The sequence below is a fragment of the Verrucosispora sp. WMMD703 genome (genome assembly GCF_049178935.1).
In the GTDB taxonomy this organism is placed as follows: domain Bacteria; phylum Actinomycetota; class Actinomycetes; order Mycobacteriales; family Micromonosporaceae; genus Micromonospora; species Micromonospora sediminimaris.
The window spans coordinates 5,385,439-5,408,442 of sequence record NZ_JBMHMM010000004.1 but is presented as its reverse complement, the minus strand read 5'-3'; the positions used below and the strand labels follow the sequence as shown (position 1 = coordinate 5,408,442).

Annotated in this window: 20 protein-coding genes; 15 read left to right on the top strand and 5 right to left on the bottom strand. The window is 71.3% G+C overall.

Translation table 11 applies throughout. The annotated features are described in order from the left end of the window. Window positions 1-33 precede the first annotated feature (33 nt). The gene (ndk, locus tag ACN26Z_RS25110) at window positions 34-459 is read left to right on the top strand and encodes a nucleoside-diphosphate kinase (RefSeq protein WP_282237127.1); all 426 of its coding nucleotides are present in this window, start codon (window positions 34-36) and stop codon (window positions 457-459) included. A 14-nt stretch (window positions 460-473) separates the two neighbouring features. On the opposite strand, the gene sigJ is transcribed toward ndk, so the two are convergent. Both sigJ and ACN26Z_RS25100 read right to left on the bottom strand, forming a co-directional pair. After that, window positions 474-1,352: an RNA polymerase sigma factor SigJ gene (gene sigJ, locus ACN26Z_RS25105; protein ID WP_093407594.1), complete on the bottom strand. Its 879-nt coding sequence runs from the start codon at window positions 1,350-1,352 to the stop codon at window positions 474-476. Continuing rightward, window positions 1,349-1,789 (bottom strand): carboxymuconolactone decarboxylase family protein, encoded by a 441-nt coding sequence (locus ACN26Z_RS25100; protein WP_421463598.1) that lies wholly within the window; start codon window positions 1,787-1,789, stop codon window positions 1,349-1,351. The genes sigJ and ACN26Z_RS25100 overlap by 4 nt, the downstream gene beginning before the upstream one ends. A gap of 180 nt (window positions 1,790-1,969) precedes the next feature. Between ACN26Z_RS25100 and ACN26Z_RS25095 the strand changes: the two genes are divergently transcribed. The 3 genes from ACN26Z_RS25095 to ACN26Z_RS25085 all read left to right on the top strand — a co-directional run bounded on the left by ACN26Z_RS25095 (window position 1,970) and on the right by ACN26Z_RS25085 (window position 7,900). After that, window positions 1,970-3,514: an alkaline phosphatase D family protein gene (locus ACN26Z_RS25095; protein ID WP_282237128.1), complete on the top strand. Its 1,545-nt coding sequence runs from the start codon at window positions 1,970-1,972 to the stop codon at window positions 3,512-3,514. Window positions 3,515-3,904: 390 nt separating this feature from the next. Next, window positions 3,905-7,051 carry an isoleucine--tRNA ligase gene (gene ileS / locus ACN26Z_RS25090; RefSeq protein ID WP_282237129.1) on the top strand — a complete coding sequence of 1,049 codons (3,147 nt, stop codon included), beginning with the start codon at window positions 3,905-3,907 and terminating at the stop codon, window positions 7,049-7,051. Window positions 7,052-7,201: 150 nt separating this feature from the next. Continuing rightward, window positions 7,202-7,900, top strand: a complete 699-nt coding sequence (locus tag ACN26Z_RS25085; RefSeq protein WP_093407584.1) for a lysophospholipid acyltransferase family protein — start codon at window positions 7,202-7,204, stop codon at window positions 7,898-7,900. A 71-nt stretch (window positions 7,901-7,971) separates the two neighbouring features. Here the strand turns inward: ACN26Z_RS25085 and ACN26Z_RS25080 are convergent, their stop codons facing one another. Beyond that, window positions 7,972-9,057: a hypothetical protein gene (locus ACN26Z_RS25080; RefSeq protein ID WP_421464719.1), complete on the bottom strand. Its 1,086-nt coding sequence runs from the start codon at window positions 9,055-9,057 to the stop codon at window positions 7,972-7,974. A 496-nt stretch (window positions 9,058-9,553) separates the two neighbouring features. On the opposite strand from ACN26Z_RS25080, the gene ACN26Z_RS25075 reads away from it, so the two are divergent. After that, window positions 9,554-10,225 (top strand): TMEM175 family protein, encoded by a 672-nt coding sequence (locus ACN26Z_RS25075; protein ID WP_282237132.1) that lies wholly within the window; start codon window positions 9,554-9,556, stop codon window positions 10,223-10,225. 33 nt (window positions 10,226-10,258) lie between these two features. On the opposite strand, the gene ACN26Z_RS25070 is transcribed toward ACN26Z_RS25075, so the two are convergent. Continuing rightward, window positions 10,259-10,615, bottom strand: a complete 357-nt coding sequence (locus tag ACN26Z_RS25070) for a winged helix-turn-helix transcriptional regulator (protein ID WP_282237133.1) — start codon at window positions 10,613-10,615, stop codon at window positions 10,259-10,261. Between the two features lie 65 nt (window positions 10,616-10,680). Between ACN26Z_RS25070 and ACN26Z_RS25065 the strand changes: the two genes are divergently transcribed. From ACN26Z_RS25065 to ACN26Z_RS25020, 10 genes are all read left to right on the top strand, one after another. Continuing rightward, on the top strand, window positions 10,681-11,580 hold the full coding sequence (locus ACN26Z_RS25065; protein ID WP_282237134.1) for an LLM class flavin-dependent oxidoreductase: 900 nt from the start codon (window positions 10,681-10,683) through the stop codon (window positions 11,578-11,580). Continuing rightward, window positions 11,577-12,893 carry an FAD-binding oxidoreductase gene (locus ACN26Z_RS25060; RefSeq protein ID WP_282237135.1) on the top strand — a complete coding sequence of 439 codons (1,317 nt, stop codon included), beginning with the start codon at window positions 11,577-11,579 and terminating at the stop codon, window positions 12,891-12,893. The genes ACN26Z_RS25065 and ACN26Z_RS25060 overlap by 4 nt, the downstream gene beginning before the upstream one ends. Before the next feature lie 37 nt (window positions 12,894-12,930). Continuing rightward, complete coding sequence (locus ACN26Z_RS25055; RefSeq protein ID WP_421463594.1) at window positions 12,931-14,913, top strand: TIGR03960 family B12-binding radical SAM protein; 1,983 nt, start codon at window positions 12,931-12,933, stop codon at window positions 14,911-14,913. A 101-nt stretch (window positions 14,914-15,014) separates the two neighbouring features. Further along, window positions 15,015-15,734: a TIGR03936 family radical SAM-associated protein gene (locus ACN26Z_RS25050; protein ID WP_396887726.1), complete on the top strand. Its 720-nt coding sequence runs from the start codon at window positions 15,015-15,017 to the stop codon at window positions 15,732-15,734. A 130-nt stretch (window positions 15,735-15,864) separates the two neighbouring features. After that, window positions 15,865-18,891, top strand: coding sequence for an Rne/Rng family ribonuclease (locus tag ACN26Z_RS25045; protein WP_421463593.1), 3,027 nt, complete (start codon window positions 15,865-15,867; stop codon window positions 18,889-18,891). 185 nt (window positions 18,892-19,076) lie between these two features. Beyond that, complete coding sequence (locus tag ACN26Z_RS25040) at window positions 19,077-19,592, top strand: hypothetical protein (RefSeq protein ID WP_421463591.1); 516 nt, start codon at window positions 19,077-19,079, stop codon at window positions 19,590-19,592. A gap of 189 nt (window positions 19,593-19,781) precedes the next feature. Continuing rightward, the gene (gene rplU, locus ACN26Z_RS25035) at window positions 19,782-20,096 is read left to right on the top strand and encodes a 50S ribosomal protein L21 (protein ID WP_093407572.1); all 315 of its coding nucleotides are present in this window, start codon (window positions 19,782-19,784) and stop codon (window positions 20,094-20,096) included. A gap of 11 nt (window positions 20,097-20,107) precedes the next feature. Next, entirely contained in the window at window positions 20,108-20,362 is a 255-nt protein-coding gene (gene rpmA, locus ACN26Z_RS25030) for a 50S ribosomal protein L27 (protein ID WP_091197044.1), read from the top strand. 90 nt (window positions 20,363-20,452) lie between these two features. Beyond that, window positions 20,453-21,904, top strand: a complete 1,452-nt coding sequence (gene obgE / locus ACN26Z_RS25025) for a GTPase ObgE (RefSeq protein WP_282237139.1) — start codon at window positions 20,453-20,455, stop codon at window positions 21,902-21,904. A gap of 70 nt (window positions 21,905-21,974) precedes the next feature. After that, window positions 21,975-22,424, top strand: coding sequence for a GNAT family N-acetyltransferase (locus tag ACN26Z_RS25020; RefSeq protein WP_282237140.1), 450 nt, complete (start codon window positions 21,975-21,977; stop codon window positions 22,422-22,424). A gap of 6 nt (window positions 22,425-22,430) precedes the next feature. Here the strand turns inward: ACN26Z_RS25020 and ACN26Z_RS25015 are convergent, their stop codons facing one another. Then, window positions 22,431-22,910, bottom strand: a complete 480-nt coding sequence (locus tag ACN26Z_RS25015) for a DUF4383 domain-containing protein (protein ID WP_421463589.1) — start codon at window positions 22,908-22,910, stop codon at window positions 22,431-22,433. Between the last annotated feature and the right edge of the window lie 94 nt (window positions 22,911-23,004).

The following is a 23,004-nucleotide window of genomic DNA, read 5'->3' as shown; positions in this document are numbered from 1 at the left end:
CCGACCGGCTTCCGCTCTGAGGAGGAACCCAGCGTGTCCAGCAGCAGCCCGGACGACCGCACGCTCGTCCTGATCAAGCCCGACGCGGTCCGCCGAGGACTGGTGGGCGAGATCATCTCCCGATTCGAGCGCAAGGGGCTGCGGATCGACGCGATGGTGTCCCGGACGATGGACGCCGCGCTGGCCGACGAGCACTACGTCGAGCACGTCGACAAGCCGTTCTACCCGCCGCTGAAGGCGTTCATGACCGGTGGCCCGCTGGTCGCGCTCGTGCTCTCCGGTGATCAGGTCATCGAGGTGGTGCGTGGCCTGATCGGCGCCACCGACGGGCGCAAGGCCGCCGCCGGCACGATCCGCGGCGACCTGTCCCTGTCCAACCGGGAGAACCTGGTGCACGCCTCCGACTCGGCCGACAGCGCCAAGCGCGAGCTGGCGCTCTGGTTCCCCGAGCTGGGCTGAGCCAGCCGCTCGGCTCAGGCTGCCCAGGGCAGCTTGTCCGGGTTGGCCACTAGGAAGATGTCGGTGATCCGACCGGCGGCCGTGCCGAGGGTGACCGCGTACGTGTCGCCGGCCGCGGTGACCACCACGGCGGCCGGCTGGCCGTTGAGTTCCGTGCGTCGCACGGCGTGCAGCCAGCCCTTCTCCCGGACACCCAGCACGAACCGGACGACCCGGTCCGCGCCGGTGACCGGGTTGCGGGCGGCCCGCACCCGGCCGCCGCCGTCGCTCCACGCGGTCGCGTCGGCGGCGACCAGGTCGGTCAGCGCGGCCAGGTCGCCCTCGGTCGCGGCGGCGATGAACGCCTCCAGCAGCCGTTCCTGCTCGGCCCGGTCGGCGGTGAAGCGGCGCTGGTCGCGACCGATCCGGACGCTCGCCCGGTGGTGCAGCTGGCGGCAGTCCTCGGCGGAGCGGTCCAGCAACTCGGCGATCTCCGCGTAGGGCAGCTCGAAGGCGGTGTGCAGCACGTAGACGGCGCGCTCCGGCGGGGTGAGCCGCTCCAGCAGGTGCAGCAGCGCGGTGGAGAGCGAGTCGCGCAGCTCGGCACGCTCCAGCGGCCCGAACGGCGACGGCGCGGTCGGCACCGGCTCCGGCAACCACGGCCCGACGTATGTCTCGCGGGCGGCCTGCCGGGCCCGCAGCCGGTCCATCGACAGGTGGGTCACCACCCGGGACAGGTAGCGACGCGGCTCGCTCACCTCGGCGCGGTCGACCCGTAACCAGCGCAGGTACGCCTCCTGGAGGATGTCCTCGGCGTCGTGCCGGCTACCCAGTAGCCGGTACGCCAGCCCGAGCAGCATCGGCCGGTGCGCGTCCAGCGCACCGGCCGCCTCCGCCGCGTCGACCGGACTCACACGTCCGTTGGCAGCTCGTTGCGGAAGGTCACCGCGATCCGGTTCCACACGTTGATTGTGGCAATCGCCAGAACCAGGTCGGCGAGGGCCTTCTCCGGCCAGAACTTCGCCGCGGCATCCCAGACTTCGTCGGGCACGCCGTGTTCGCCCAACTGGGTGACCGCGTCGGTCAGTGCGAGCGCGGCGCGTTCCCGCTCGTCGAAGAAGGGCGCCTCCCGCCAGGCGGCCACCGCGAACAGTCGCCGGCTCGACTCGCCGGCGCCGAGCGCCTCCCGGCTGTGCATGTCGACGCAGTACGCGCAGCCGTTCAGCATCGACGCGCGCAGCTTCACCAGTTCCAGCACGGTGTGGTCGACGTTGGCCCGGACGTACTTCTCCAGCCCCAGCACGGCGCCGAAGGCCTCCGGCGCCACCTCGGCCACGTTGATCCGTTGCATGACAACCTCCCCGATAGTGCGGTCTGACACCGCCTCGACGGATCGCGCGGCCCGTCGCGTGACACCTGGGGCATGTGACACCGGTCATGCGTCGTTTCGGCGGCGGTCACCCGGACGGACGCCGACGGCCACGTCCGGCCGGTACACCGAAGCGGTCAGTCCCCTCATTCAGGAGGAACGATGACCGAACTCGACCGACGTACCCTGCTGCGGGCCGGTCTGCTCGCCGGCACCGGTGTGGCCGGCGGTGCGCTGCTGGGTGGACCGGGCGCGCTCGCCGGGCCGGCCTGGCGGCCCGCCGGGCGGCCGGTGCTGACGCACGGAGTGCAGAGCGGGGCCGCCACGGCGGACTCGGCGGTGCTCTGGACCCGGGCTGACCGCCCGGGGCGGATGATCGTTGAGGTGTCCCGCCGGCCCGACTTCCGGGGCGCCCGCCGGGTACGTGGGCCGGTGCTGACCCCGGACACCGACCTCACCGGCAAGGTGCGGCTGCGCGGGCTGCCCGGCGCCGAGCGGCTGCACTACCGGGTGCGGGTGGAGAGCCTGGACCGGCCGGGGCTGGCCAGTGCGCCGTTGACCGGCTCGCTGACCACCGCCCCGCACCAGCGGCGCGACGTGCGGTTCGTCTGGACCGGGGACATCGCCGGACAGGGCTGGGGCATCGCACCGGACTTCGGCGGGATGGAGATCTTCCGGGCGATGCGGGCGTGCCGGCCGGACTTCTTCCTGTGCAGCGGTGACACGGTGTACGCCGACAATCCGCTCACCGAGGCGGTGACGCTGCCCGACGGGCGCGTGTGGCGCAATCTGGTGGTGCCGGAGAAGCTCAAGGTTGCCGAGTCGCTGGCCGAGTTCCGTGGGCAGTTCGCGTACAACCTGCTCGACGAGCACCTGCGGGCATTCGTAGCGGAGGTTCCGCAGGTCAACCAGTGGGACGACCATGAGGTGACAAACAACTGGTATCCGGGCGAGGTGCTCACCGACAGCCGCTACACCGAGCGCCGGGTGGATGTGCTCGCCGCGCGGGCCCGGCGGGCCTTCGACGAGTGGCTGCCCACGCCGTCGCGTGGCCCGCGCTACCGACGGCTGCCGTACGGCCCGTTGCTGGATCTCTTCGTGCTGGACATGCGGACCTACAAGGACCCCAACGACGGCAACACCTACGCCGATCCGAAGCGTGGCCTGCTCGGCGCCGAGCAGCGGGCCTGGCTGATCCGGGAACTGACCCGCTCCCGGGCCACCTGGAAGATCATCGCCATCGACCTGCCGCTGGGGCTGGTGGTGCCCGACGGAGCGGGCGCGCAGGAGGGGGTGGCGCAGGGTGACCCAGGTGCTCCAGCCGGGCGGGAGCTGGAGTTCGCGCAGGTGCTCGGTGCGGCACACCGGGCGGGGGTGACCGGGATCGTCTTCCTCACCGCGGATGTGCACTACACCGCCGCGCACCACTACGACCCGGCGCGGGCGGCGGTCGCCGACTTCACCCCGTTCTGGGAGTTCGTCTCCGGGCCGGCGCACGCCGGTGCCTTCGGCCCCAACGCGCTGGACGGCACCTTCGGTCCGAGGGCCGTCTTCGTCAACGCCCCACCGCGGGCCAACACCTCCCCGGCAGAGGGCTTCCAACACTTCGGCGAGGTCCAGATCGACGCCGAGACCCGAGCCCTCACCGTCCACCTCCGCGACCGCGCTGGACGCTCCCTCTGGACCACCACCCTCCCCACCCCCTGACTCGCCCCCACCCTCCACCGTCTCCGCGATCTTGCACTTTTCGTCGTGCATAACGGTGTGAAAGCCGCCAAGAGGGGACCGGAACTGCAAGATCGCGGAGGGCGGGAGCGTCGGGGTTATTGGGGGGAGGGGTGGAAGGTGGGGTGGGTATCATGGGCGGGCGGCGATGATCCGGCTATCACCGGGGAGCTTCCGGAAGAACGGCCGGGTGACCGGCTCAGTAGAACCGGACGGGGCGGCCCGTCACAGCCGACCTAACGAGCGGGCGGTCGAACCTGACCGCCAAGCGGGGTGGTACCGCGGGCCCCCGAGGCGCCGGTCACGGCGTACCGGAGCGGCTCGTCCTCGCAGACCCACAGGACAGTGAGCGTCAGCGAGGAGCGACCCCCGATGGCCTATCCGTTGCACGACCCGACCGCCGGCGGCGTACCGGCGAGCCCGGACCTGCCCGCGGTCGAGCGCCGGGTGCTGGAGCACTGGACGGCCGACAAGACCTTCGAGGCGTCTGTGGATGCCCGCCCGGCCGGCGACCAGGGGAAGAACGAGTACGTCTTCTACGACGGCCCGCCGTTCGCCAACGGCCTGCCCCACTACGGCCACCTGTTCACCGGGTACGTCAAGGACGTGGTGCCGCGTTACCAGACCATGCGTGGCCGGCGGGTGGAGCGGCGCTTCGGCTGGGACTGCCACGGCCTGCCCGCCGAGGTGGTCGCCGAGAAGCAGCTCGGCATCACCAGCAAGGCGGAGATCCTCGACCTCGGTGTGGCCCGGTTCAACGACGCGTGCCGCAGCTCGGTGCTGGAGTTCGCCCAGGACTGGGAGCGGTACGTCACCCGCCAGGCTCGCTGGGTCGACTTCACAAACGACTACAAGACCCTCGACCTGGACTACATGGAAAGCGTCATGTGGGCCTTCAAGACCCTGCACGACAAGGGCCTGGTCTACGAGGGGTTCCGGGTGCTGGCGTACTGCTGGCGGTGTGAGACGCCGCTGTCGAACACCGAGACCCGGATGGACGACGTCTACCGCGACCGGCACGACCCGACGCTGACGGTCTGGTTCGAGCTGACCGCCGACGACGCCGCGCCGGAACTGCTCCGCGGGCCGGTGCGGTTGGGTGTCTGGACCACCACGCCGTGGACCCTGCCGTCGAACCTGGCGCTCGCCGTCGGCCCGGACATCGAGTACGCGGTGCTGGAGCGCGACGGTGTTCGTCACCTGGTGGGCGCGGCGCGGCTCGACGCGTACGCCAAGGAACTCGACGGGTACCAGCAGGTCGGCACGGTGCGTGGCGCGGACCTGGTCGGCCGCCGTTACACTCCGCTGTTCGACTTCCTGGTGGAGCAGGCCGGGCCGAACGCGTACCAGGTGCTCGGGGCGGACTTCGTGACCACCGAGGACGGCACCGGGATCGTGCACCTGGCGCCCGCCTTCGGCGAGGACGACCAGAACGTCTGCAACGCCGCCGGCATCCCGACCATCGTCACCGTCGACGACCACACCCGCTTCACCGCGCTGGTGCCGCCCTTCGAGGGCGAGCAGGTCTTCGACGTCAACAAGCCGGTGATCCGTCAGCTCAAGGAGCGGGGGGTGGTGCTCAAGCAGGACACCTACACCCACTCGTACCCGCACTGCTGGCGCTGCGACACGCCGCTGGTCTACAAGGCGGTGTCGTCGTGGTTCGTGGCGGTGACCCGGTTCAAGGACCGGATGGTCGAGCTGAACCAGCAGATCAACTGGACGCCGGGGCACATCAAGGACGGTTCCTTCGGCAAGTGGCTGGCCAATGCCCGGGACTGGTCGATCAGCCGCAACCGGTTCTGGGGGTCGCCCATCCCGGTGTGGAAGTCCGACGATCCGAACTACCCACGGGTCGACGTGTACGGGTCGCTGGCCGAGATCGAACGGGACTTCGGGGTACGCCTGAGCGACCTGCACCGGCCGGCGGTGGACGAGCTGGTCCGCCCCAACCCGGACGACCCGACCGGCAGGTCGATGATGCGTCGGGTGCCGGAGGTGCTGGACTGCTGGTTCGAATCCGGCTCGATGCCGTTCGCCCAGGTGCACTACCCGTTCGAGAACCGTGAGTGGTTCGAGCACCACTACCCGGGTGACTTCATCGTCGAGTACATCGGGCAGACCCGGGGCTGGTTCTACACGATGCACGTGCTGGCCACCGCGCTGTTCGACCGGCCGGCGTTCCGTAACTGCATCAGCCACGGCATCCTGCTCGGCTCCGATGGCCGCAAGATGTCCAAGAGCCTGCGCAACTACCCGGACGTCTACCACGTCTTCGACTCGTACGGCTCGGACGCGATGCGCTGGATGCTGATGTCCTCGCCGGTGCTGCGCGGCGGGGACATGCCGGTCACCGAGGCGAGCGTGCGTGACGCCGTCCGGCAGGTGCTGCTGCCGCTCTGGAACGTCTGGTACTTCTTCTCGCTCTACGCCAACGCGGACGGGTATCAGGCTCGTCGTCGTACCGACTCGGCGAACGTGCTCGACCGGTACGTGCTGGCGAAGACGAACGAGCTGGTGTCGACGGCCGGCGCGCAGATGGACGCGTACGACATCTCGGGCGCCTGCGCCACCGTCCGGTCCTACCTGGACGCGCTGACCAACTGGTACGTGCGTCGCTCCCGGGACCGCTTCTGGGCGGGCGACCCGGACGCGTTCGACACGCTGTGGACCGTGCTGGAGACGCTCTGCCGGGTGGTGGCGCCGCTGGCGCCGCTCACCGCGGAGGAGATCTGGCGCGGGCTGACCGGCGAGCGGTCGGTGCACCTGACCGACTGGCCGGTGGCCGAGGAGTTCCCGGCCGACCACGAACTGGTCGCTGCGATGGACACGGTACGGGCGGTGGCCTCGGCGACGCTGTCGCTGCGCAAGGCCAAGGGGCTGCGGGTGCGGCTGCCACTGGCGAAGCTGACCGTCGCCAGCCCGGCGGCCGGGCAGCTGGGGCCCTTCGCCGACCTGGTGGCCGACGAGGTCAACGTCAAGGAGGTCGACTTCACCGACGCGGTGTCGGCGTACTGCCAGCAGGTGTTGACGGTGGTGCCGCGGGCGCTCGGGCCCCGGGTCGGCAAGCAGGTTCAGCAGGTGATCAAGGCGGTCAAGGCGGGGGAGTGGGAGCTGGTCGACGGCGCTCCGGTGGCCGCCGGAGTGACCCTGGCCGAGGGCGAGTACGAGCTGCGCCTGGTCGCCGCCGACGCGGAGCACTCCGCGCCGCTGCCCGGCGGCGAGGGGGTGGTGGTGCTGGACACCACGGTCACCGCCGAACTGGCCGCCGAGGGGCTGGCCCGGGACTTCGTCCGGGTGGTGCAGCAGGCCCGCCGCGACGCCGACCTCGACGTGTCCGACCGGATCGTGGTGACCGCGTCGGGCTCCGACGAGGTCCGGGCGGCGGTGGCCGGGTACCGCGACTTCGTGGCCCGGGAGGTGCTGGCCGACAGCGTCGACTTCGCCGAGGGGATCGACGGCTTCGCCGGTGAGGTCGGCGAGGGCGTGCCAGTGACGGTGGTCGTTCGCCGCGTCTGAGTTGCACCGGAGGGGCCCTTCCGACCGGAGGGGCCCCGTTCCGGCAACCCGCACTCAGCCAGCGGACCAGCCCGACCTCACGCATGCTGTCGTGGGACGGTCCGCTACGGTGACACCGCCTCTTCCCTCATTCGATCCGCCGGAGGACCAGTGCCGCTGCTCTACACCATCGGCAAGCTCACCGTGGGGCCCGCGATGCGGCTGGCGTTCCGTCCGACGGTGGAGGGGCTGGAGCACATCCCGGACAAGGGCGGCGCGATCTTCGCCGGCAATCACCTGTCGGTGGCCGACGAACTGTTCCTCGGCACGGTGGTGCCCCGGCACCTGGCGTTCTGGGCCAAGTCGGAGTACTTCACCGGCACTGGCGTCAAGGGCCGCTTCTCCAAGTTCGTCCTCACCGGCCTCGGTGCGATCCCGGTGGAGCGGGCCGGCGGGCGTGCCGCGCTCGCCGCGTTCGACGCCGCCATCCCGGCGCTCAAGGGCGGCGACCTGGTGGTCGTGTACCCGGAGGGCACCCGTTCGCCGGACGGGCGACTGTACCGGGGGCGCACCGGTGCGGTCCGGCTCGCCATCGCGGCCGGTGTGCCGATCATTCCGGTGGGCATGATCGGCACCGAGAAGGTGCAGCCGATCGGCGCCCGGGTGCCGCGCCCCTTCACCGGCAAGATCACCGTCAGGTTCGGCAAGCCGCTCGACTTCACCGGCCGGCCGGACGACCGGCTGTCGCTGCGGCAGATGACCGACGAGATGATGGGTGAGATTCAGAAGCTCACCGGCCAGGAGTACGTCCCCCGCTACGCGCCGCCGCGGGCCCACCCGCCGGTCACCGGGGAAGCCGACGCCCGCTGAGCTATCCCGCTGGCTGCGCCGCGGCGTGGCTATCCCGCCGGTGGCGCCGTGGCGTGCCGTCGTCGACTCGATCAGCCGTCTGTGGTGACGATCTGATCCCGTAGGGTGCCCAGCAGTCGGGAGCTGTCGTCCACGGAGAGCCCGGTGAAGACGCCGGTGGTGATGCTGCCGTGGTCGACCGAGGTGCACACCACCGCACCGACTCCGTCGGTGCGTCCCACCGCGCAGCGTTCGTGGCGACCTCGGACACCGGTATCCATGATCTGCTGCTCGCCGAGTGCGTACTGGTCGGTTAGGCGCTGGATCTCGGCGTCGGCGTCCGCCGACGGGGTGAACCGGAAACCGGTGCCGCCGAAGACGGTCACCCGCTTGCCGTTGCTCGTGTGGTAGATCCCGGCGAAGGTGTCCTCGGCGAGCCAGTGCGACTGACGCATCTGGGTCTCCAACTGTCGCGCGTCACGGGCGCTGCGCGGATCCTCGCGCAGCCGTAGGTCGGCCACCTGTTGCGGCAACGCGGCGTTCGCCGGGTACTGGCTGGCCATCGGCATGCCGTAGTAGGCCGGGCAGCCGCAGCAGCAGGCCAGGGTCAGCAGCAGCAACCAGGGCCAGCGGCGCCGTCTGCGGACCGGCACCGGGACGTACCCCGCCGGCGGCTGCCAACCCGGTGGCGGTGCGACCGGTCCAGCCTTGGCCTTCTTCCTGCCCCGCCGACCGGGCGGCGGTGGTGGTGCCGGTGGGCCGGCCGGGATGGGCGGGTAGGGCCCGGGTGGTTGCGGCTGCTGTGGCGCGACCGCCGGGGGTTGTGGCGCGACCGCCGGGGGTTGTGGCTGTGGCGCGACCGCTGGCGGCGGAAGGGGCGAGACCGGTGCCGGGGAGACCGGGGGCCCGGAGTACGGCCGGGTCGGGGGCGGGCTCGGGTAGGACAGCGTCGGTGGCAGGGCGGGGAAGTCGGTCGAGGGAAGATCCCAGCCGCTGGTGTCGACACCAGCCCACGGATCGACGGGAGTCTGATGCTCCGGCTGCGGCACCGGGGTTGCCGGCGGCGGGGTGGGCTCTGCCGACTCGCCCCAGCCGCGTCGGCGCGGTGCTGCCGGCGGTACCGGCGCCGAGCCGCTCCATCGCGGGGTGGCCGCCTCCGGCGCGGACTCGGGCAGCACGCGAGTGCCCTGCGGACCGACCTGCGGCTCCACCGGCAGCGGCGGCTGACCCTCGTCGGGGACGGCCTCGGTGGGCCGCGCGTCCGCGTGGTCAACGCCGGGCGGCCGCCCGGCCCGCTCTGTGGGCGCGCCGGCCTCGGTGGGGGCCACCTTGGTCGGTTCGGCGTCGGCCGGCTCGCCGTCGGCCGGCGTGCTTCCGGCCGGTCCGGTGTCAGCTGGCCCAGCCGGCTGGTCGGCCTCGGCCGGGTCGGTGGGCAGTTCGTGGGTGACCGCCGGCTCCCCGTCCCGGTGTTGCTCCGGACGGCTCCCGTCGACCGGCCGGTCGGCTCCCGGCTGCGGCTCCGGCATCGCGGCAATCTCCTCTCGCGCCGGTCCGAGGTTAGTACCGGTGTGCCACCGGGACCGACCCGGGATGACGGGAAGGCCGATGCAAGCCGGCTCGCCGGTGCGCGCCGTTCACCGTTGGTGGCCGGATGGACACCTTTAGTCTCGGCCTATGCCCGAGTCAGCGGCGACATCCGGTGCGCCAGCGGTCAGCGAGATCGTCCGGATGACCGGATTCAGCGACGGGGTCTTCGCCATCGTGATCACCTTGTTGGTGATCGAACTCCAGGTCCCCGACCACGCCCCCGGAGAACTGCTTCACGCCCTGCTGAAGCAGGCTCCGGCGTACCTCGCCTTCCTGCTCTCCTTCGGGTACGTCGGCGTGATCTGGCTAAACCACCACACTCTGCTGCGCCTCATCCGTGGGACCACGGTCGGCCTCAACTGGATCAACCTGTGGCTGCTGCTCGGCGTGGTGATCATCCCGTTCCCGACCACCGTGCTCGCCGAAGCGTTCGCCCATGGCGGCACCGACCGTGACCGCCGGGTCGCCGTGGTGCTCTACGCCCTCGCCGCAGCCGCGATGTCCGCACCCTGGCTCGCCTTCTTCGCCTATCTCCGTCGGCATCCGATGTTGTTCCGGGAGGGGGTCGACCGGGTGTTCGTGTCCACCCAGCGGCTCCGCCCGGTGGTCGGCATGGCGCTCTATCTCACCAGTGCGGTCCTGGGCTGGTTCGTCAGCCCGGCCATCGGGCTGATCGGCATCGGTGTCATGATCTTCTTTCACGCGCTGACGAGCGAGGGTGTCCAGCGGGGGCGGGCGAGGCGGCGGAGACCGGTCTGACTGACATCGGGATCGAGTCGGCGGCCCCGGCGGTCACCTCGAACGGTGCGTGCGGCGGTGGCTCCAGGTGATCAGCGGTTGCAGCGCCGCCATCAGCTGCCGCCCCTGCTCGGTCGGGGTGTACCTGATCTGCACCGGGGTACTCGGGATCACTGAACGTTCGATCAGTCCGTCGGCTTCCAGTTCCTTGAGTCGGGCAGCCAGCAGCCGGTCGGAGATGCCGGCCACGGCGGCGCGGTATTCACCGAACCGCCGGGCACCGCGCACGGCTGCCAGCAGGATCGCGCCGGTCCACCGGCGGCCGACCAGTTCCAGGGCGTCCTGGAAGCCGCGGCAGGCCGGTTCGGGGATCTGCCGGTACGCCTCAAGATCTGTCTCGACGTCGCTCACTTATCTAAGATTAGTGACTAACCTGCGGTTTGCCCAGCCGTGGTCAACCACCGATCGTTGATGTCATGAACGATCACGGACATCCGATCACCTTCGGCGTCAGCCTGGACCCGTCCGCCGAGAGCCTGGCCGCGACCAGGCGCATCGCCCAAAGCGCGGTCGACGGCGGATTCGACCTGCTCGCCGTGCAGGACCATCCCTACCAGCCCGGCCATCTCGACAGCTGGACGATGATCAGTCATCTGGCCGCTGAGACGGACCGTGTCTCCTTCCTCACGGACGTGGCCGACCTGCAGCTACGTCCGCCAACCATGCTGGCCAAGGCCGCGGCCTCGCTGAGTGTGATGACCCGGGGCCGGGTGATCCTCGGGGTCGGCGGTGGCGCCAGCACGGACGCCATCGCCGCCATAGGGGGTGCCCGGCGCAGCGGACCGGAGATGGTCGCCTACACGGAGGAATCACTATCGATCATGCGACGGGCGTTGGCCGGCGAACCGATCCGCCACATCAGCGACCAGCACGCGGTCGAGGGATACGTGGCTGGCCCGGTGGCGCCCACTCCGGTGCCGCTCTGGGTGGGCGCACAGAAACGCCGGATGCTCACTCTCGTCGGCCGGCACGCCGACGGGTGGATCTCCCCGCTCAACATCTACGTACCGCCGACCGAGGTGCCCTCCCGTCAGGCGATCATCGACGAGGCGGCCCGCGCGGCCGGCCGCGACCCGGCGCGGCTGCGTCGGATCTACAACGTCATCGGCGCCGTTGGCCCGTACCGGGGTGCCGCCGGGCTCGTCGGCGACGTGAACCTTTGGGTGAACACGCTTACCGAGTGGGCTGTCGAGCTCGGCTTCGACACCTTCGTGTTCTGGCCGATCTCGGCCGCCGCGGCGCAGGTCGAACTCTTCGCCAACGAGGTCGCGCCGGCGGTACGCGAGCGGGTGCGCGTGGTCCGGGGGCAGCGATGAGTGGGCGCAACGCCGGACTGACACCGGCACCCGAGCAGTTGTCCGGTCGAATCGTGACACCCGGCGACCGCCGGTACGCGACGTTGCGCTCGACCTATACCCGACGGGCCACTCCGGCGGCCGTGCTACTGCCGAGAAGCACCGCCGACGTGGTGGCCGCGCTGCGGTACGCCCGGGAGCAGGGCCGGCCGATCGCAGTCCGTAGCGGCGGTCACGGCCTAGCCGGTTCGTCGTCCGTCGACGACGGGGTGGTCATTGACCTGTCGGGGCTGAACCGGATCGAGGTGCTTGATCACGCGGCCCGGCTGGTCCGGGTGCAGGCGGGGGCCCGCTGGGCCGAGGTGGCCCGGGCCCTGGCCCCCCACGGCCTGGCGATCAGCTCCGGCGACCACGGCAATGTCGGCGTCGGCGGCCTGGCCATCGGCGGTGGCGTGGGCTGGCTGGTGCGCTCGTACGGCCTGACCATTGACCACGTACGCGCCGTCGAGGTGGTGCTGGCCGACGGGACGGTGGTACGCGCCGACGCGCGCCGTGAACCCGAGCTGTTCTGGGCGGTCCGTGGGGCCGGCGCCGGGGTGGGCATCGTGGTGGCCTTCGAGATCGAGGCGGTGGAGCTGCGGCAGGTCGGGGTGGCACAGATCGCGGTGGAGGTCCGGCCAGACGGCAGCACCGTGCGGCAGTGGGCAGAGGTGCTGCGCCAATCGCCCCGGGAACTGTCGACCGCTGCCATGCTGATGCCCTATGGGCCGGTCACGGTCATGTCGATCACGGCGGTGGTCGCCGCCGAGAGCCTGCGCCGGGTGCGGCCACTGGTCGCGCCGCTACGCGAGATCGGCACGTTGCTTGACGACCGGGTCGACCTGGTGCCGTACCCCACCCTGGTGCCCACGTCCCATCTGCACGCCAACGTCGGACAGCAGCCGAACCTGACCACCAACGGCTTGTTCACCGGTATGGGCGACGAACAGGCACGGGCGGTGACGCGGGCGGCGGGTCAGGCCCTGATCCAGCTTCGCTCGGTCGGCGGCGCGGTCAACGACGTCGCGCCGACGGAGACCGCCTATCCACACCGGCACCAGGACACTCTGGTGATCGCATCGGTGTTCCCGCCGCAGGGGCCAACTGCGCTGGACGCGGCGTGGAGTGGGCTGGCCAGGCACGCCGACGGGGCGTATGTCAACTTCGAGAGCCGGCCGCGGCCGGCGGCGTTCGACCGCGTCTACCCAGGCGAGACCGGTAGGCGGGTGGCGCGTGCCTGGCGCCGGTACGACCCCGAGGGCGTTCTCCGGCCCGCCTGGGGTGCCCGGGTATGAGCGGCGGGCGGTGGGCGGGCGCGTACTCTTGGGCATCATGAGCGTCCCGCCCACGACTTCGCGTCCCGTCGCGGCCAACTCCGTGTGGCCCCGGCTGGAGCCGCTGCTGCCCCAGGTGACCAAGCCCATTCAGTACGTCGGTGGTGAGCTGGGCGCGGTGGTCAAGGAGTGGGACGCGGCGACCGTACGGTGGGCGCTGATGTATCCGGACGCGTACGAGGTGGGGCTGCCCAACCAGGGTGTGCAGATCCTCTACGAGGTGCTCAACGAGCTGCCGGACACCCTCGCCGAACGAACGTACGCGGTCTGGCCGGACCTGGAGAAGCTGATGCGCGCCCACGGCGTGCCGCAGTTCACCGTCGACGCCCACCGCCCGGTCCGCGACTTCGACCTGTTCGGCGTGTCGTTCGCCACCGAGCTGGGCTACACGAACCTGCTCACCGCGATCGACCTGGCTGGCGTCCCGCTGCTCGCCGCCGACCGCACCGACGCCGATCCGGTGATCGTGGCGGGTGGGCACGCCGCGTTCAACCCCGAGCCCATCGCCGACTTCGTCGACGCCGCCGTGCTCGGGGACGGCGAGGAGGCGGTCCTGGAGATCACCGGGATCGTCCGGGATTGGAAGGCCGAGGGCTGCCCGGGCGGCCGCGACGAGCTGCTGCTGCGGCTGGCGCGTACCGAGAGCGTCTACGTACCGCGCTTCTACGACGTGGACTACCTGCCGGACGGCCGAATCCAGCGGGTCGTGCCGAACCGGGCGGACGTGCCGTTCCGGGTGCACAAGCGCACGACGATGGATCTGGACGCCTGGCCGTACCCGAAGAAGCCGCTCGTTCCGCTGGCAGAGACGGTGCACGAGCGGTACGCGGTGGAGATCTTCCGGGGCTGTACCCGGGGTTGTCGGTTCTGTCAGGCCGGCATGATCACCCGGCCGGTGCGGGAGCGGTCGATCACCACGGTGGGGCAGATGGTGCAGCAGGGGCTGGAGTTCTCCGGCTTCCACGAGGTGGGCCTGTTGTCGCTGTCGTCGGCCGACCACTCCGAGATCGGTGACATGTGTTCCGGCCTGGCCGAGCAGTACCAGGGCACAAACGTCTCGCTCTCGTTGCCGTCCACCCGGGTCGACGCGTTCAACATCGAGTTGGCGCAGGAGCTGTCCCGTAACGGCCGGCGGACCGGTCTGACCTTCGCCCCCGAGGGCGGGTCGGAGCGGATCCGCAAGGTGATCAACAAGATGGTGTCGAAGGACGACCTGATCCGTACGGTGGTCACCGCGTACACCAACGGTTGGCGGCAGGTGAAGCTCTACTTCATGTGCGGCCTGCCGACCGAGACGGACGACGACGTCCTGGAGATCGCCGACATGGCGCACGAGGTCATCCGGGCCGGTCGCGCCGCCACCGGCTCCAAGGACATCCGGTGCACGGTCTCGATCGGCGGGTTCGTGCCCAAGCCGCACACCCCGTTCCAGTGGGCGGCCATGGAGCGGCCGGAGGTCATCGATCACCGGCTCAGGCTGCTCAAGCAGGCCATCAACGCCGACCGCTCGTTGGGCCGGGCGATCGGGTACCGCTACCACGACGGTGAGCCGTCGCTGATCGAGGGCCTGCTGTCCCGCGGTGACCGTCGGGTCGGCGCGGTGATCCGCCGGGTCTGGGAGAACGGCGGTCGGTTCGACGGCTGGAGCGAGCACTTCTCCTACCAGCGCTGGGTGGACGCGGCAGCCGAGGTGCTGCCCGATTTCGGGATCGACCTCGACTGGTACACCACCCGGGAGCGCGACGAACTGGAGGTCCTGCCCTGGGACCATCTGGACTCGGGCCTGGACAAGGACTGGCTCTGGCAGGACTGGCAGGACGCGCTCAGCGAGTACGAGCAGGACGACTGCCGGTGGACGCCCTGCTTCGACTGCGGCGTCTGCCCGGCGATGGACACCGAGATCCAGATCGGCCCGACCGGCCGGAAGCTGCTCCCGTTGACCCCGGTCAACGGCCTGAAGCTGTCCGCCGGCGCCCAGTAGTAGCCCGGCGCCACGGGTGGGGCCCGACACCGAGGAGCACGACGATCAGTAGGAAACCACAGCCCGAGGGGGGCCAGGCGCCGGTCGTCCAGCGCGTCCGGATCCGGTACGCCAAGCGTGGCCCGCTGCGGTTCACCTCGCACCGGGACTTCGCCCGGGCCTTCGAGCGGGCGCTGCGCCGGGCCGGCGTACCGGTCGCCTTCTCGCAGGGTTTCACCCCGCACCCGAAGATCTCGTACGCCAGCGCGGCGCCGACCGGGGTGGCGAGTGAGGCGGAGTACCTGGAGGTCGGCCTGCGTGAGCCGGTCGATCCGGAGCAGTTGCGGTTGGCGCTGGACGCAGCGCTCTCGCCCGGCCTCGACGTGCTCGACGTCGTGGTGGCCAGCGGTGCGAGCCTGCCCGACCGGATCGAGGCGTCCCGCTGGCGGATCGAGCTGCCGCAGGTGGATCCCGACGTGCTGGCCAAGGCGGTGGCCGCCTTCACCGCCGCCGACGAGGTGCTGGTCGAGCGCATGACCAAGCAGGGACGGCGCACCTTCGACGCCCGTGCCGCAGTCGTCGACATCGATGTGATCGCGGCATCGGCGACGCCTTCCGGGGACCCGGCCGTACCGTGTGCGATACTCGAACTGGTCGTGCGGCAGGTCACCCCGTCCGTACGGCCCGATGACGTCCTTTCCGGCTTCCGCGTGGTGGCCGGCCTGGAGCCGCCGGTGGCCCCGAAGGTGATCCGGCTGGCTCAGGGCACGCTGACCGCGCAGGGTGCGATCGTGGATCCGCTGGACGCGGACCGCGACGGGGCAACCATCGGCGGGCGCTGACCGACGGTCGGCGTCCAGGCAGGCAGACTTCGCCGGCGCGCACCCTGTGCGCCCGGGGAAACACCTTTTGCGGCAACCCTGCGTGGCAGCGCTCACCCGCGCCCGGGGAAGCCAGAACTGGAGAACGTCCATGCTCGAGAACGAGCCCGAGGGCAGCGAACGGGCCGGCATCAATCCGGCCGACGAGAGCGGCACCGCCGAGGCGACCGGATCGCCCCCGCCGCAGGAGGTGGCCGAATCCGGTCCGGTCGCTGACCCGCCGGTGGAGATTGCCGGTGCCGTGAGCGGCACCGCCGACCTGGATGGCGCGACCGACGGAGAGCCGGCCCCGCGTCGTCGGGCGACTCGCCGCCGGGCCACCTCGGTCAGCCGGCCCGAGCAGACCGACGCGCCGGTGGAGGCGTCCGGTGCCGCGGCGGCAGGTAGCGGGGAAGCTCCCCAGGCCGAGGTTTTCGCGCCGGTTTCGGGTGATCTCGACCCGGCCGCGAAGACACCGCGACGCCGTCGCAAGGCGACCACCGGGCAGAAGGCGGTCGAGGAGCCGTTGGCCGTGGCCGAGGCGGAGGCTGCCGACAGCGACGTGGTGCCGCCGGTCAAGGTGACCCGTACCCGTCGTCGGAAGTCCACGCCAGCCCCCGCCGAGCCGCCGGCCGACGCCGTGATCGAGCCGTCCGCCCAGGTCGAGCCGACCCAGCCCGCGGCCGGTCCCGCACCGGCGGCCGGCACCGACTTCGGCTCCGCCGCGCTGCCCGCCGAGGGCGCCGCCGATCCGGAGCAGGCGGCCGAGCCGGCCGAGAACGCTGCGCCGGAGAGTCCGGTCGAGCCGGTGGGCCCGGACGCTGTGCCGGCCGAACCCGAGGGCCGCTCCCGCCGTCGAAAGGCCGCGCTCACCGCACCGACTGTGCTGTTCATGGCGCCGGAAGAGGTGCTCGCCGCCCGGGCTGCCGCCGCGCAGCCCAGCGTGGAGGAGCCCGCCGAGGAACCGGCCGAGCCGTCCCGGCGTCGTCGTCGTGGCCGGCGGGAGGCCGAGCCGGTGGTGGCGACCGAGACCGAGGAGGAACCCGCCGCGGCGACCGAGGAGGTCGCCGAGGAGGAGGACGAGGACGAGGAGACCGCGGGCGGCCGGCGTCGCCGCCGGCGCGGTCGCCGGGGCCGGGGCCGGGGCAAGGGCGGCGCCGACGACGGCGAGGAGGCCGAGGAGAGCGAGTCTGCGGAGGCCGTGCAGGCCGAGGCGGACGAGCCCGAGGCCGAGTCGGAGGAGAGCGACGAGGCCGAGGGTGACGGGATGACCCGTCGGCGGCGTCGGCGGCGTCGCCGGGGGGCCGGTGACACCGACGGTGCCGCCGACGACGGTGTGCCCACCGTGGTGAAGATCAGGGAGCCACGCCGAACGGTCGACGAGGTGCAGGGCGTTTCCGGCTCGACCCGGCTGGAGGCCAAGCGGCAGCGCCGTCGGGACGGCCGCGAGCAGCGCCGTACCCGCCCGCCGATCCTCAGCGAGTCGGAATTCCTGGCCCGCCGCGAGGCGGTCGACCGGGTCATGGCCGTGCGCCAGCGTGGCGACCGGACGCAGATCGCCGTGCTGGAGGACGGCGTCCTGGTCGAGCACTACGTCACCCGCAGTTCCGCCGGCACCATGGCCGGCAACGTCTACCTCGGCAAGGTGCAGAACGTCCTGCCGAGCATGGAGGCGGCGTTCGTCGACATCGGCCGAGGTCGCAACGCGGTCCTGTACGCCGGCGAGGTCAACTGGGACACCACCGGCCTGGAGGGACGGGCCCGCTCGATCGAGCAGGCGCTCAGGTCCGGTGACTCGGTGCTAGTGCAGGTCACCAAGGACCCGATCGGGCACAAGGGTGCCCGCTTGACCAGCCACATCGCGCTCTCCGGTCGGCACCTGGTCTACGTGCCCGGCGGCAACGCGTCCGGGATCAGCCGCAAACTGCCGGACACCGAGCGTAAGCGGCTGCGTGACGTGCTGAAGAAGCTGGTGCCCGAAGGCGCCGGGGTGATCGTCCGGACCGCGGCCGAAGGTGCCAGCGAGGACGAACTGGCCCGGGACGTCAAGCGGCTTCAGGCGCAGTGGGAGGACATCCAGGCCAAGGCGGCCGAGGGCGGCGCGCCGGTGCTCCTCTACCAGGAGCCCGATCTTGTGATCAGGGTGGTCCGCGACCTGTTCAACGAAGACTTCCGCGAGCTGGTCATGGAGGGCGACGAGGCGTACGACATGGTCGAGTCGTACCTGTCGCACGTGTCGCCGGACCTGGTCGCCCGGTTGCGTCGGCACATCGGCACCACGGACGTCTTCGCCGAGTACCGCATCGACGAGCAGATCCTCAAGGGGCTCGACCGCAAGGTCTTCCTGCCCTCCGGTGGGCACCTGGTGATCGACCGGACCGAGGCGATGACGGTGGTCGACGTGAACACCGGCAAGTACACAGGTGCCGGGGGCAACCTGGAGGAGACGGTCACCCGCAACAACCTGGAGGCGGCCGAGGAGATCGTCCGGCAGTTGCGGCTGCGGGACATCGGCGGCATCGTGGTGATCGACTTCATCGACATGGTGCTGGAGTCGAACCGCGAACTGGTGCTGCGCCGGCTGACCGAGTGCCTGGGACGGGACCGCACCAAGCACCAGGTCACGGAGATCACCTCGCTGGGCCTGGTGCAGATGACCCGGAAGCGGATCGGTGCCGGGCTGCTGGAGGCGTTCAGCGAGACGTGCGAGTGCTGCAAGGGTCGGGGCCTGGTCATCCACACCGAACCGGTGCCGGAAAAGCCGCGCTCCGGGGGCGGCGACAAGGTCAAGGCGGTTGCCTCGGCAAGTGCCCCGGCGGCTGAGCAGACGACCGCTTCGTCCCGGCGCCGTGCGCGTAAGGGCACCGCCACGGCGGAGCGGACCGTGGTGGAGGTCACCGAGACCGACACCACGAGCACCGCCGACGCCGACTTCCACGACACCATGGGCTACGACCTGTCGCGTTACGAGACGGATACTCCGGCCGCGGCGGACGTCGCCGACAGCCAGCAGGGCGAGGCGGCACGGCTCGCCGCCCCGGACGACCCGGACGCGCTCGGCGACACCGACGAGGAGGAGGGCGGCACCGGTCGGCGCCGTTCCCGCCGCGGGGGCGCGCGTCGCCGTACCCGGCCCTGACCGTCGGTAGGGGCAGCTCGGCCCGCTAGCGGGGCAGACGACGGTTCGACAGGTCCCGTCCGGCGGTGATGTCCGCCGGGCGGGGCCGTCCCGTATGGTCGATGAGCGGTCGCCGCGGCCCGGCCGGGGCTCACCCCGTGTCCTGGGGCACGCGGGGGTAGACGCGGCCGCCGGAGGAGGAGTCGATGCGCCGACCGCTCGCCGTCGCCGTGGCCACGGCCGCACTGCTCGTCGGCACCGCCTGCTCGGCCGAGCGGCCCGACGCGGGCGAACCGTCCGCCCCGGCCTCGACGGGTGTCGACGTCACCACCGGCCCGGCGACGCCCACCCCGGAACAGCCGGTGGCGACCCCCGCACCCGGGGCGGCAGGCGGAAACGCCCCGGAGATCTGCGCCGCCGCCCAACAGGCCAGCGGTGACGCGGGGAAGAAGTACGTCGAGCAGCTCGCCGCGATGGTCACGGCGACCGGCGCGGGTGACACCGCCGACGCACAGGCCGCCGGCCGACGGGCCGAGGCGGCCCTGGCCGACTGGGAGAAGGCGCTCAGAGCACAGGCGGCACGCGCCGACGACCAGCGGCTCAAGGAGCTGCTGACGGAGTTGTCGACCGAGGTCGGCCAACTCGGCACCGACATCGAGGCGCTTGAGGGGACCGCGCTCGACCGGTTGCAGCAGCGCCTCGACAAGCTCTGCGCCCGCTGACCGGCCCGGCCCGGTTTGGGCCTCGGCCCGACCATGGCGTACGCTAACCTGCGGCGCACTTTGGTGTGCCGAGTTCCCGCGTGCCCGCGCCGCCGTGCTTCTGCTGCCCGGCGAGCCGCCGTGGGGACGACCGACCGGCAACGGTGGGAAAAGACGCTAGCAGCCTCAACGACAGGGAGTCCGCCTCCGATGTACGCGATCGTCAAGACCGGCGGCAAGCAGTACAAGGTCGCCGAAGGCGACGTGATCGAGGTCGAGAAGCTCACCGGTGCCCCCGGTGACGCGGTGAAGCTCGCCGCGGTGCTCCTCGTCGACGGTGACGACCTGGTGACCGACGCGGCGAAGCTCGCTCAGGTCGAGGTGTCCGGCGAGATCGCCGCACACACCAAGGGCCCGAAGATCCGGATCCACAAGTTCAAGAACAAGACCGGCTACCACAAGCGCCAGGGTCACCGCCAGCCGCTGACCCAGGTCAAGGTGACCGGCATCTCCAGCGGGAAGTAGGTCGTCCTCCAATGGCTCACAAAAAGGGTGCGTCCAGCTCGCGTAACGGTCGTGACTCCGCGGCCCAGCGACTCGGCGTGAAGCGCTTCGGTGGTCAGGTCGTCAGCGCGGGTGAGATCCTCATCCGTCAGCGTGGCACCAAGTTCCACCCCGGTGACCTGGTCGGCCGCGGCGGAGACGACACGCTCTTCGCGCTGGCCGCCGGTGCGGTCCAGTTCGGCACCAGGCGCGGTCGCAAGACCGTCAGCATCGTGCCGCAGCAGTAGCTGTCCGGCGTAAGCGGGCCGTGGACCTGATGTCCCGGCCCGCTTCGCCTTTTCTCGCGCAGGGCCGGGCCCTGCTGGAAGGATTACGTCGTGACGACGTTCGTTGACCGGGTCGTCCTGCATCTGCAGGCCGGCGACGGCGGGCACGGCTGTGTCTCGATCCACCGGGAGAAGTTCAAGCCGTTCGGCGGCCCGGACGGGGGCAACGGCGGGCACGGTGGCAGCGTCTCCCTGGTGGTCGACCCGCAGGTGCACACGCTGCTCGACTTTCACTTCCGGCCGCACGTCAAGGCGGAGAACGGGCGGGGCGGCGCGGGATCGAACCGGGACGGCGGCAACGGTGCCGACCTGGTGCTCAAGGTGCCCGACGGCACGGTGGTGCAGACCAGCGACGGCACCGTGCTGGCCGACATGGTCGGTGCCGGCACCACCTTCGAGGTGGCCCGGGGCGGGCGCGGCGGCCGGGGTAACGCGTCGCTGGCCAACGCGCGCCGCAAGGCACCCGGCTTTGCCGAGCTGGGTGAGCCGGGCGAGCAACTGGACGTGGTACTGGAGCTCAAGAGCGTCGCCGACGTCGGTCTGGTGGGGTTCCCGTCAGCCGGTAAGTCGTCCCTGATCTCGGTGATCTCCGCCGCCAAGCCCAAGATCGCCGACTATCCGTTCACTACACTGGTGCCGAATCTCGGCGTCGTACGGCTCGACAACCACACCTTCACCGTCGCCGACGTGCCCGGGCTGATCCCGGGCGCGGCCACCGGCAAGGGGTTGGGGCTGGAGTTCCTTCGGCACGTCGAGCGCTGTGCCGTGCTGGTGCACGTCATCGACACCGCCACTCTGGAGCCGGGGCGCGACCCGTTGGCCGACATCGACACCATCGAGGCGGAGCTGGCCGAGTACGGTGGGCTGGCCGACCGGCCCCGGCTGGTCGCGCTGAACAAGGTCGACGTGCCGGACGGCCGTGACCTCGCCGAGATCGTCCGACCCGACCTGGAAGCGCGTGGTCTGCGGGTCTTCGAGGTCTCCGCGGCCACCAGGGAAGGGCTCAAGGAACTCACGTACGCGATGGCGGAACTGGTGGAACAGTCGCGAGCGGCGGCACCACCGGCCGAACCGACGCGGATCGTGATCCGGCCGAAAGCGGTCGACGACGCCGGCTTCACCATCGAGCCCGAGGATGACGGCTCGTACACGGTGCGCGGTGTCCGCCCGGAGCGCTGGGTGCGTCAGACGAACTTCGACAACGACGAGGCGGTCGGCTACCTCGCCGACCGGCTGGCCCGTCTCGGCGTCGAGGACCAGCTGGCCAAGGCCGGTGCCCAGCCCGGTGACCTGGTCCGCATCGGCGAGCGGGAGTTCGACTGGCAGCCCACCCTCTACGCCGGTGCGGAGTTCGTCCCGGGTGCCCGGGGCCGTGACGTCCGGCTGGAGGAGAAGCCGACCCGGGCCAGTGCGGCCGAGCGGCTGGCCGCCCGCAAGGCTCGCCGGCAGCGACCGGCCGACGAGGTCGAGTCGGCACCCGCCGGCAGGGATGACGCCGAATAGCTTGATGCGCTCCGAAATGGGGACGACTGTTGGAAACCCTCGCGAAATTTCGTCGCCCTAGCGTGGAGTGATGCTGATCCAGTCCCGCCCGCTGGCGGATCCGGAGGTCGCCGCCCTTGCCGCGGCCGAGCAGCGCGAGCTGCGTGAGTTCACGGGCGACGCCGCCGGGCGGGACATCGGCCCGCACCGTGACACCTGCTGGCTGACGGTCGTGCTCGCCGGCCGGGCGGTGGCGTACGGCGGGATCCGAGTCCGCGACGACGACACCGGCGAGTTGGAGCATCTGTACGTGCGCCCCGCCTACCGGCGTCGCGGTGTCGGCCGGCAACTGCTTGCCGCGTTGGAGGAGTTGGCGTACCAGCGGGGGCACTCGCTCGTCCGGGTGGAGACCGGGCCGTACCTGTCGGTGGCTGTGACGTTCTTCCGGGCCTGCGGGTACGAGCCGGTTCCCGGAGCCGGTGGGCCAGGTGGCGGGCTGTATCGGAGGTGCTTCGCCAAGCGGCTGCCGGTACCGGCCTGAGCCCGCTCAGGGGCGGTCGAACGGGCGGTCGAGGCGGCCGTCGCTGCCGCCGGCCCTCGCCGACAGCAGCAGCCCGAGCAAGAGCATCCCGAGGCCGAGTCCCAGGTGCAGCCAGTTGTCCGCGTCGTTGAGCGGGATGAAGTTCGCGCCGCTCTCCTCGCCGACGGCCAGCCCGTAGATCCACAATCCGAGGTAGAGCGCACCGCCTGCGATGAGATAAAGGCGGGCACCGGCCACCCTGCGGGCCAGCGCGAGCCCGGCCACGGCGAAGCCGAGATGCAACAGGTTGTGCAGGACCGAGACCTGGAAGAGACCGAGGAGCCGGGCACCGGAGTGGTGTCCGGCGAAGGTCATGTCGCCGTAGCCGGTGGTGATGCCGGGCACGAACCCGAGCACCCCGAGGAGCAGGAACACTCCCGCCACGACCAGGGCGGCGAGTTGGACCCGGGTGCGCGTGGCCCCGCCGCCCATTGCCCGACGCGCCATCGATGTCACCTCCGTGGATCCGCGAGACGGAACTCCTGACAGCTGGACGCCACGCTCCGTGAGGTCGCCCCGCCGATCCTTCATCCTGTCGCTC

Coding starts and splice junctions, on each gene's coding strand:
- ACN26Z_RS25100 (WP_421463598.1), bottom strand. CDS start 1,789: ATGCAACGGATCAACGTGGCCGAGGTGGCGCCGGAGGCCTTCGGCGCC.
- ACN26Z_RS25095 (WP_282237128.1), top strand. CDS start 1,970: ATGACCGAACTCGACCGACGTACCCTGCTGCGGGCCGGTCTGCTCGCC.
- ileS (WP_282237129.1), top strand. CDS start 3,905: ATGGCCTATCCGTTGCACGACCCGACCGCCGGCGGCGTACCGGCGAGC.
- ACN26Z_RS25075 (WP_282237132.1), top strand. CDS start 9,554: ATGCCCGAGTCAGCGGCGACATCCGGTGCGCCAGCGGTCAGCGAGATC.
- ACN26Z_RS25065 (WP_282237134.1), top strand. CDS start 10,681: ATGAACGATCACGGACATCCGATCACCTTCGGCGTCAGCCTGGACCCG.
- ACN26Z_RS25060 (WP_282237135.1), top strand. CDS start 11,577: ATGAGTGGGCGCAACGCCGGACTGACACCGGCACCCGAGCAGTTGTCC.
- ACN26Z_RS25055 (WP_421463594.1), top strand. CDS start 12,931: ATGAGCGTCCCGCCCACGACTTCGCGTCCCGTCGCGGCCAACTCCGTG.
- ACN26Z_RS25045 (WP_421463593.1), top strand. CDS start 15,865: ATGCTCGAGAACGAGCCCGAGGGCAGCGAACGGGCCGGCATCAATCCG.
- ACN26Z_RS25040 (WP_421463591.1), top strand. CDS start 19,077: ATGCGCCGACCGCTCGCCGTCGCCGTGGCCACGGCCGCACTGCTCGTC.
- rplU (WP_093407572.1), top strand. CDS start 19,782: ATGTACGCGATCGTCAAGACCGGCGGCAAGCAGTACAAGGTCGCCGAA.
- rpmA (WP_091197044.1), top strand. CDS start 20,108: ATGGCTCACAAAAAGGGTGCGTCCAGCTCGCGTAACGGTCGTGACTCC.
- ACN26Z_RS25020 (WP_282237140.1), top strand. CDS start 21,975: ATGCTGATCCAGTCCCGCCCGCTGGCGGATCCGGAGGTCGCCGCCCTT.
- ACN26Z_RS25015 (WP_421463589.1), bottom strand. CDS start 22,910: ATGGCGCGTCGGGCAATGGGCGGCGGGGCCACGCGCACCCGGGTCCAA.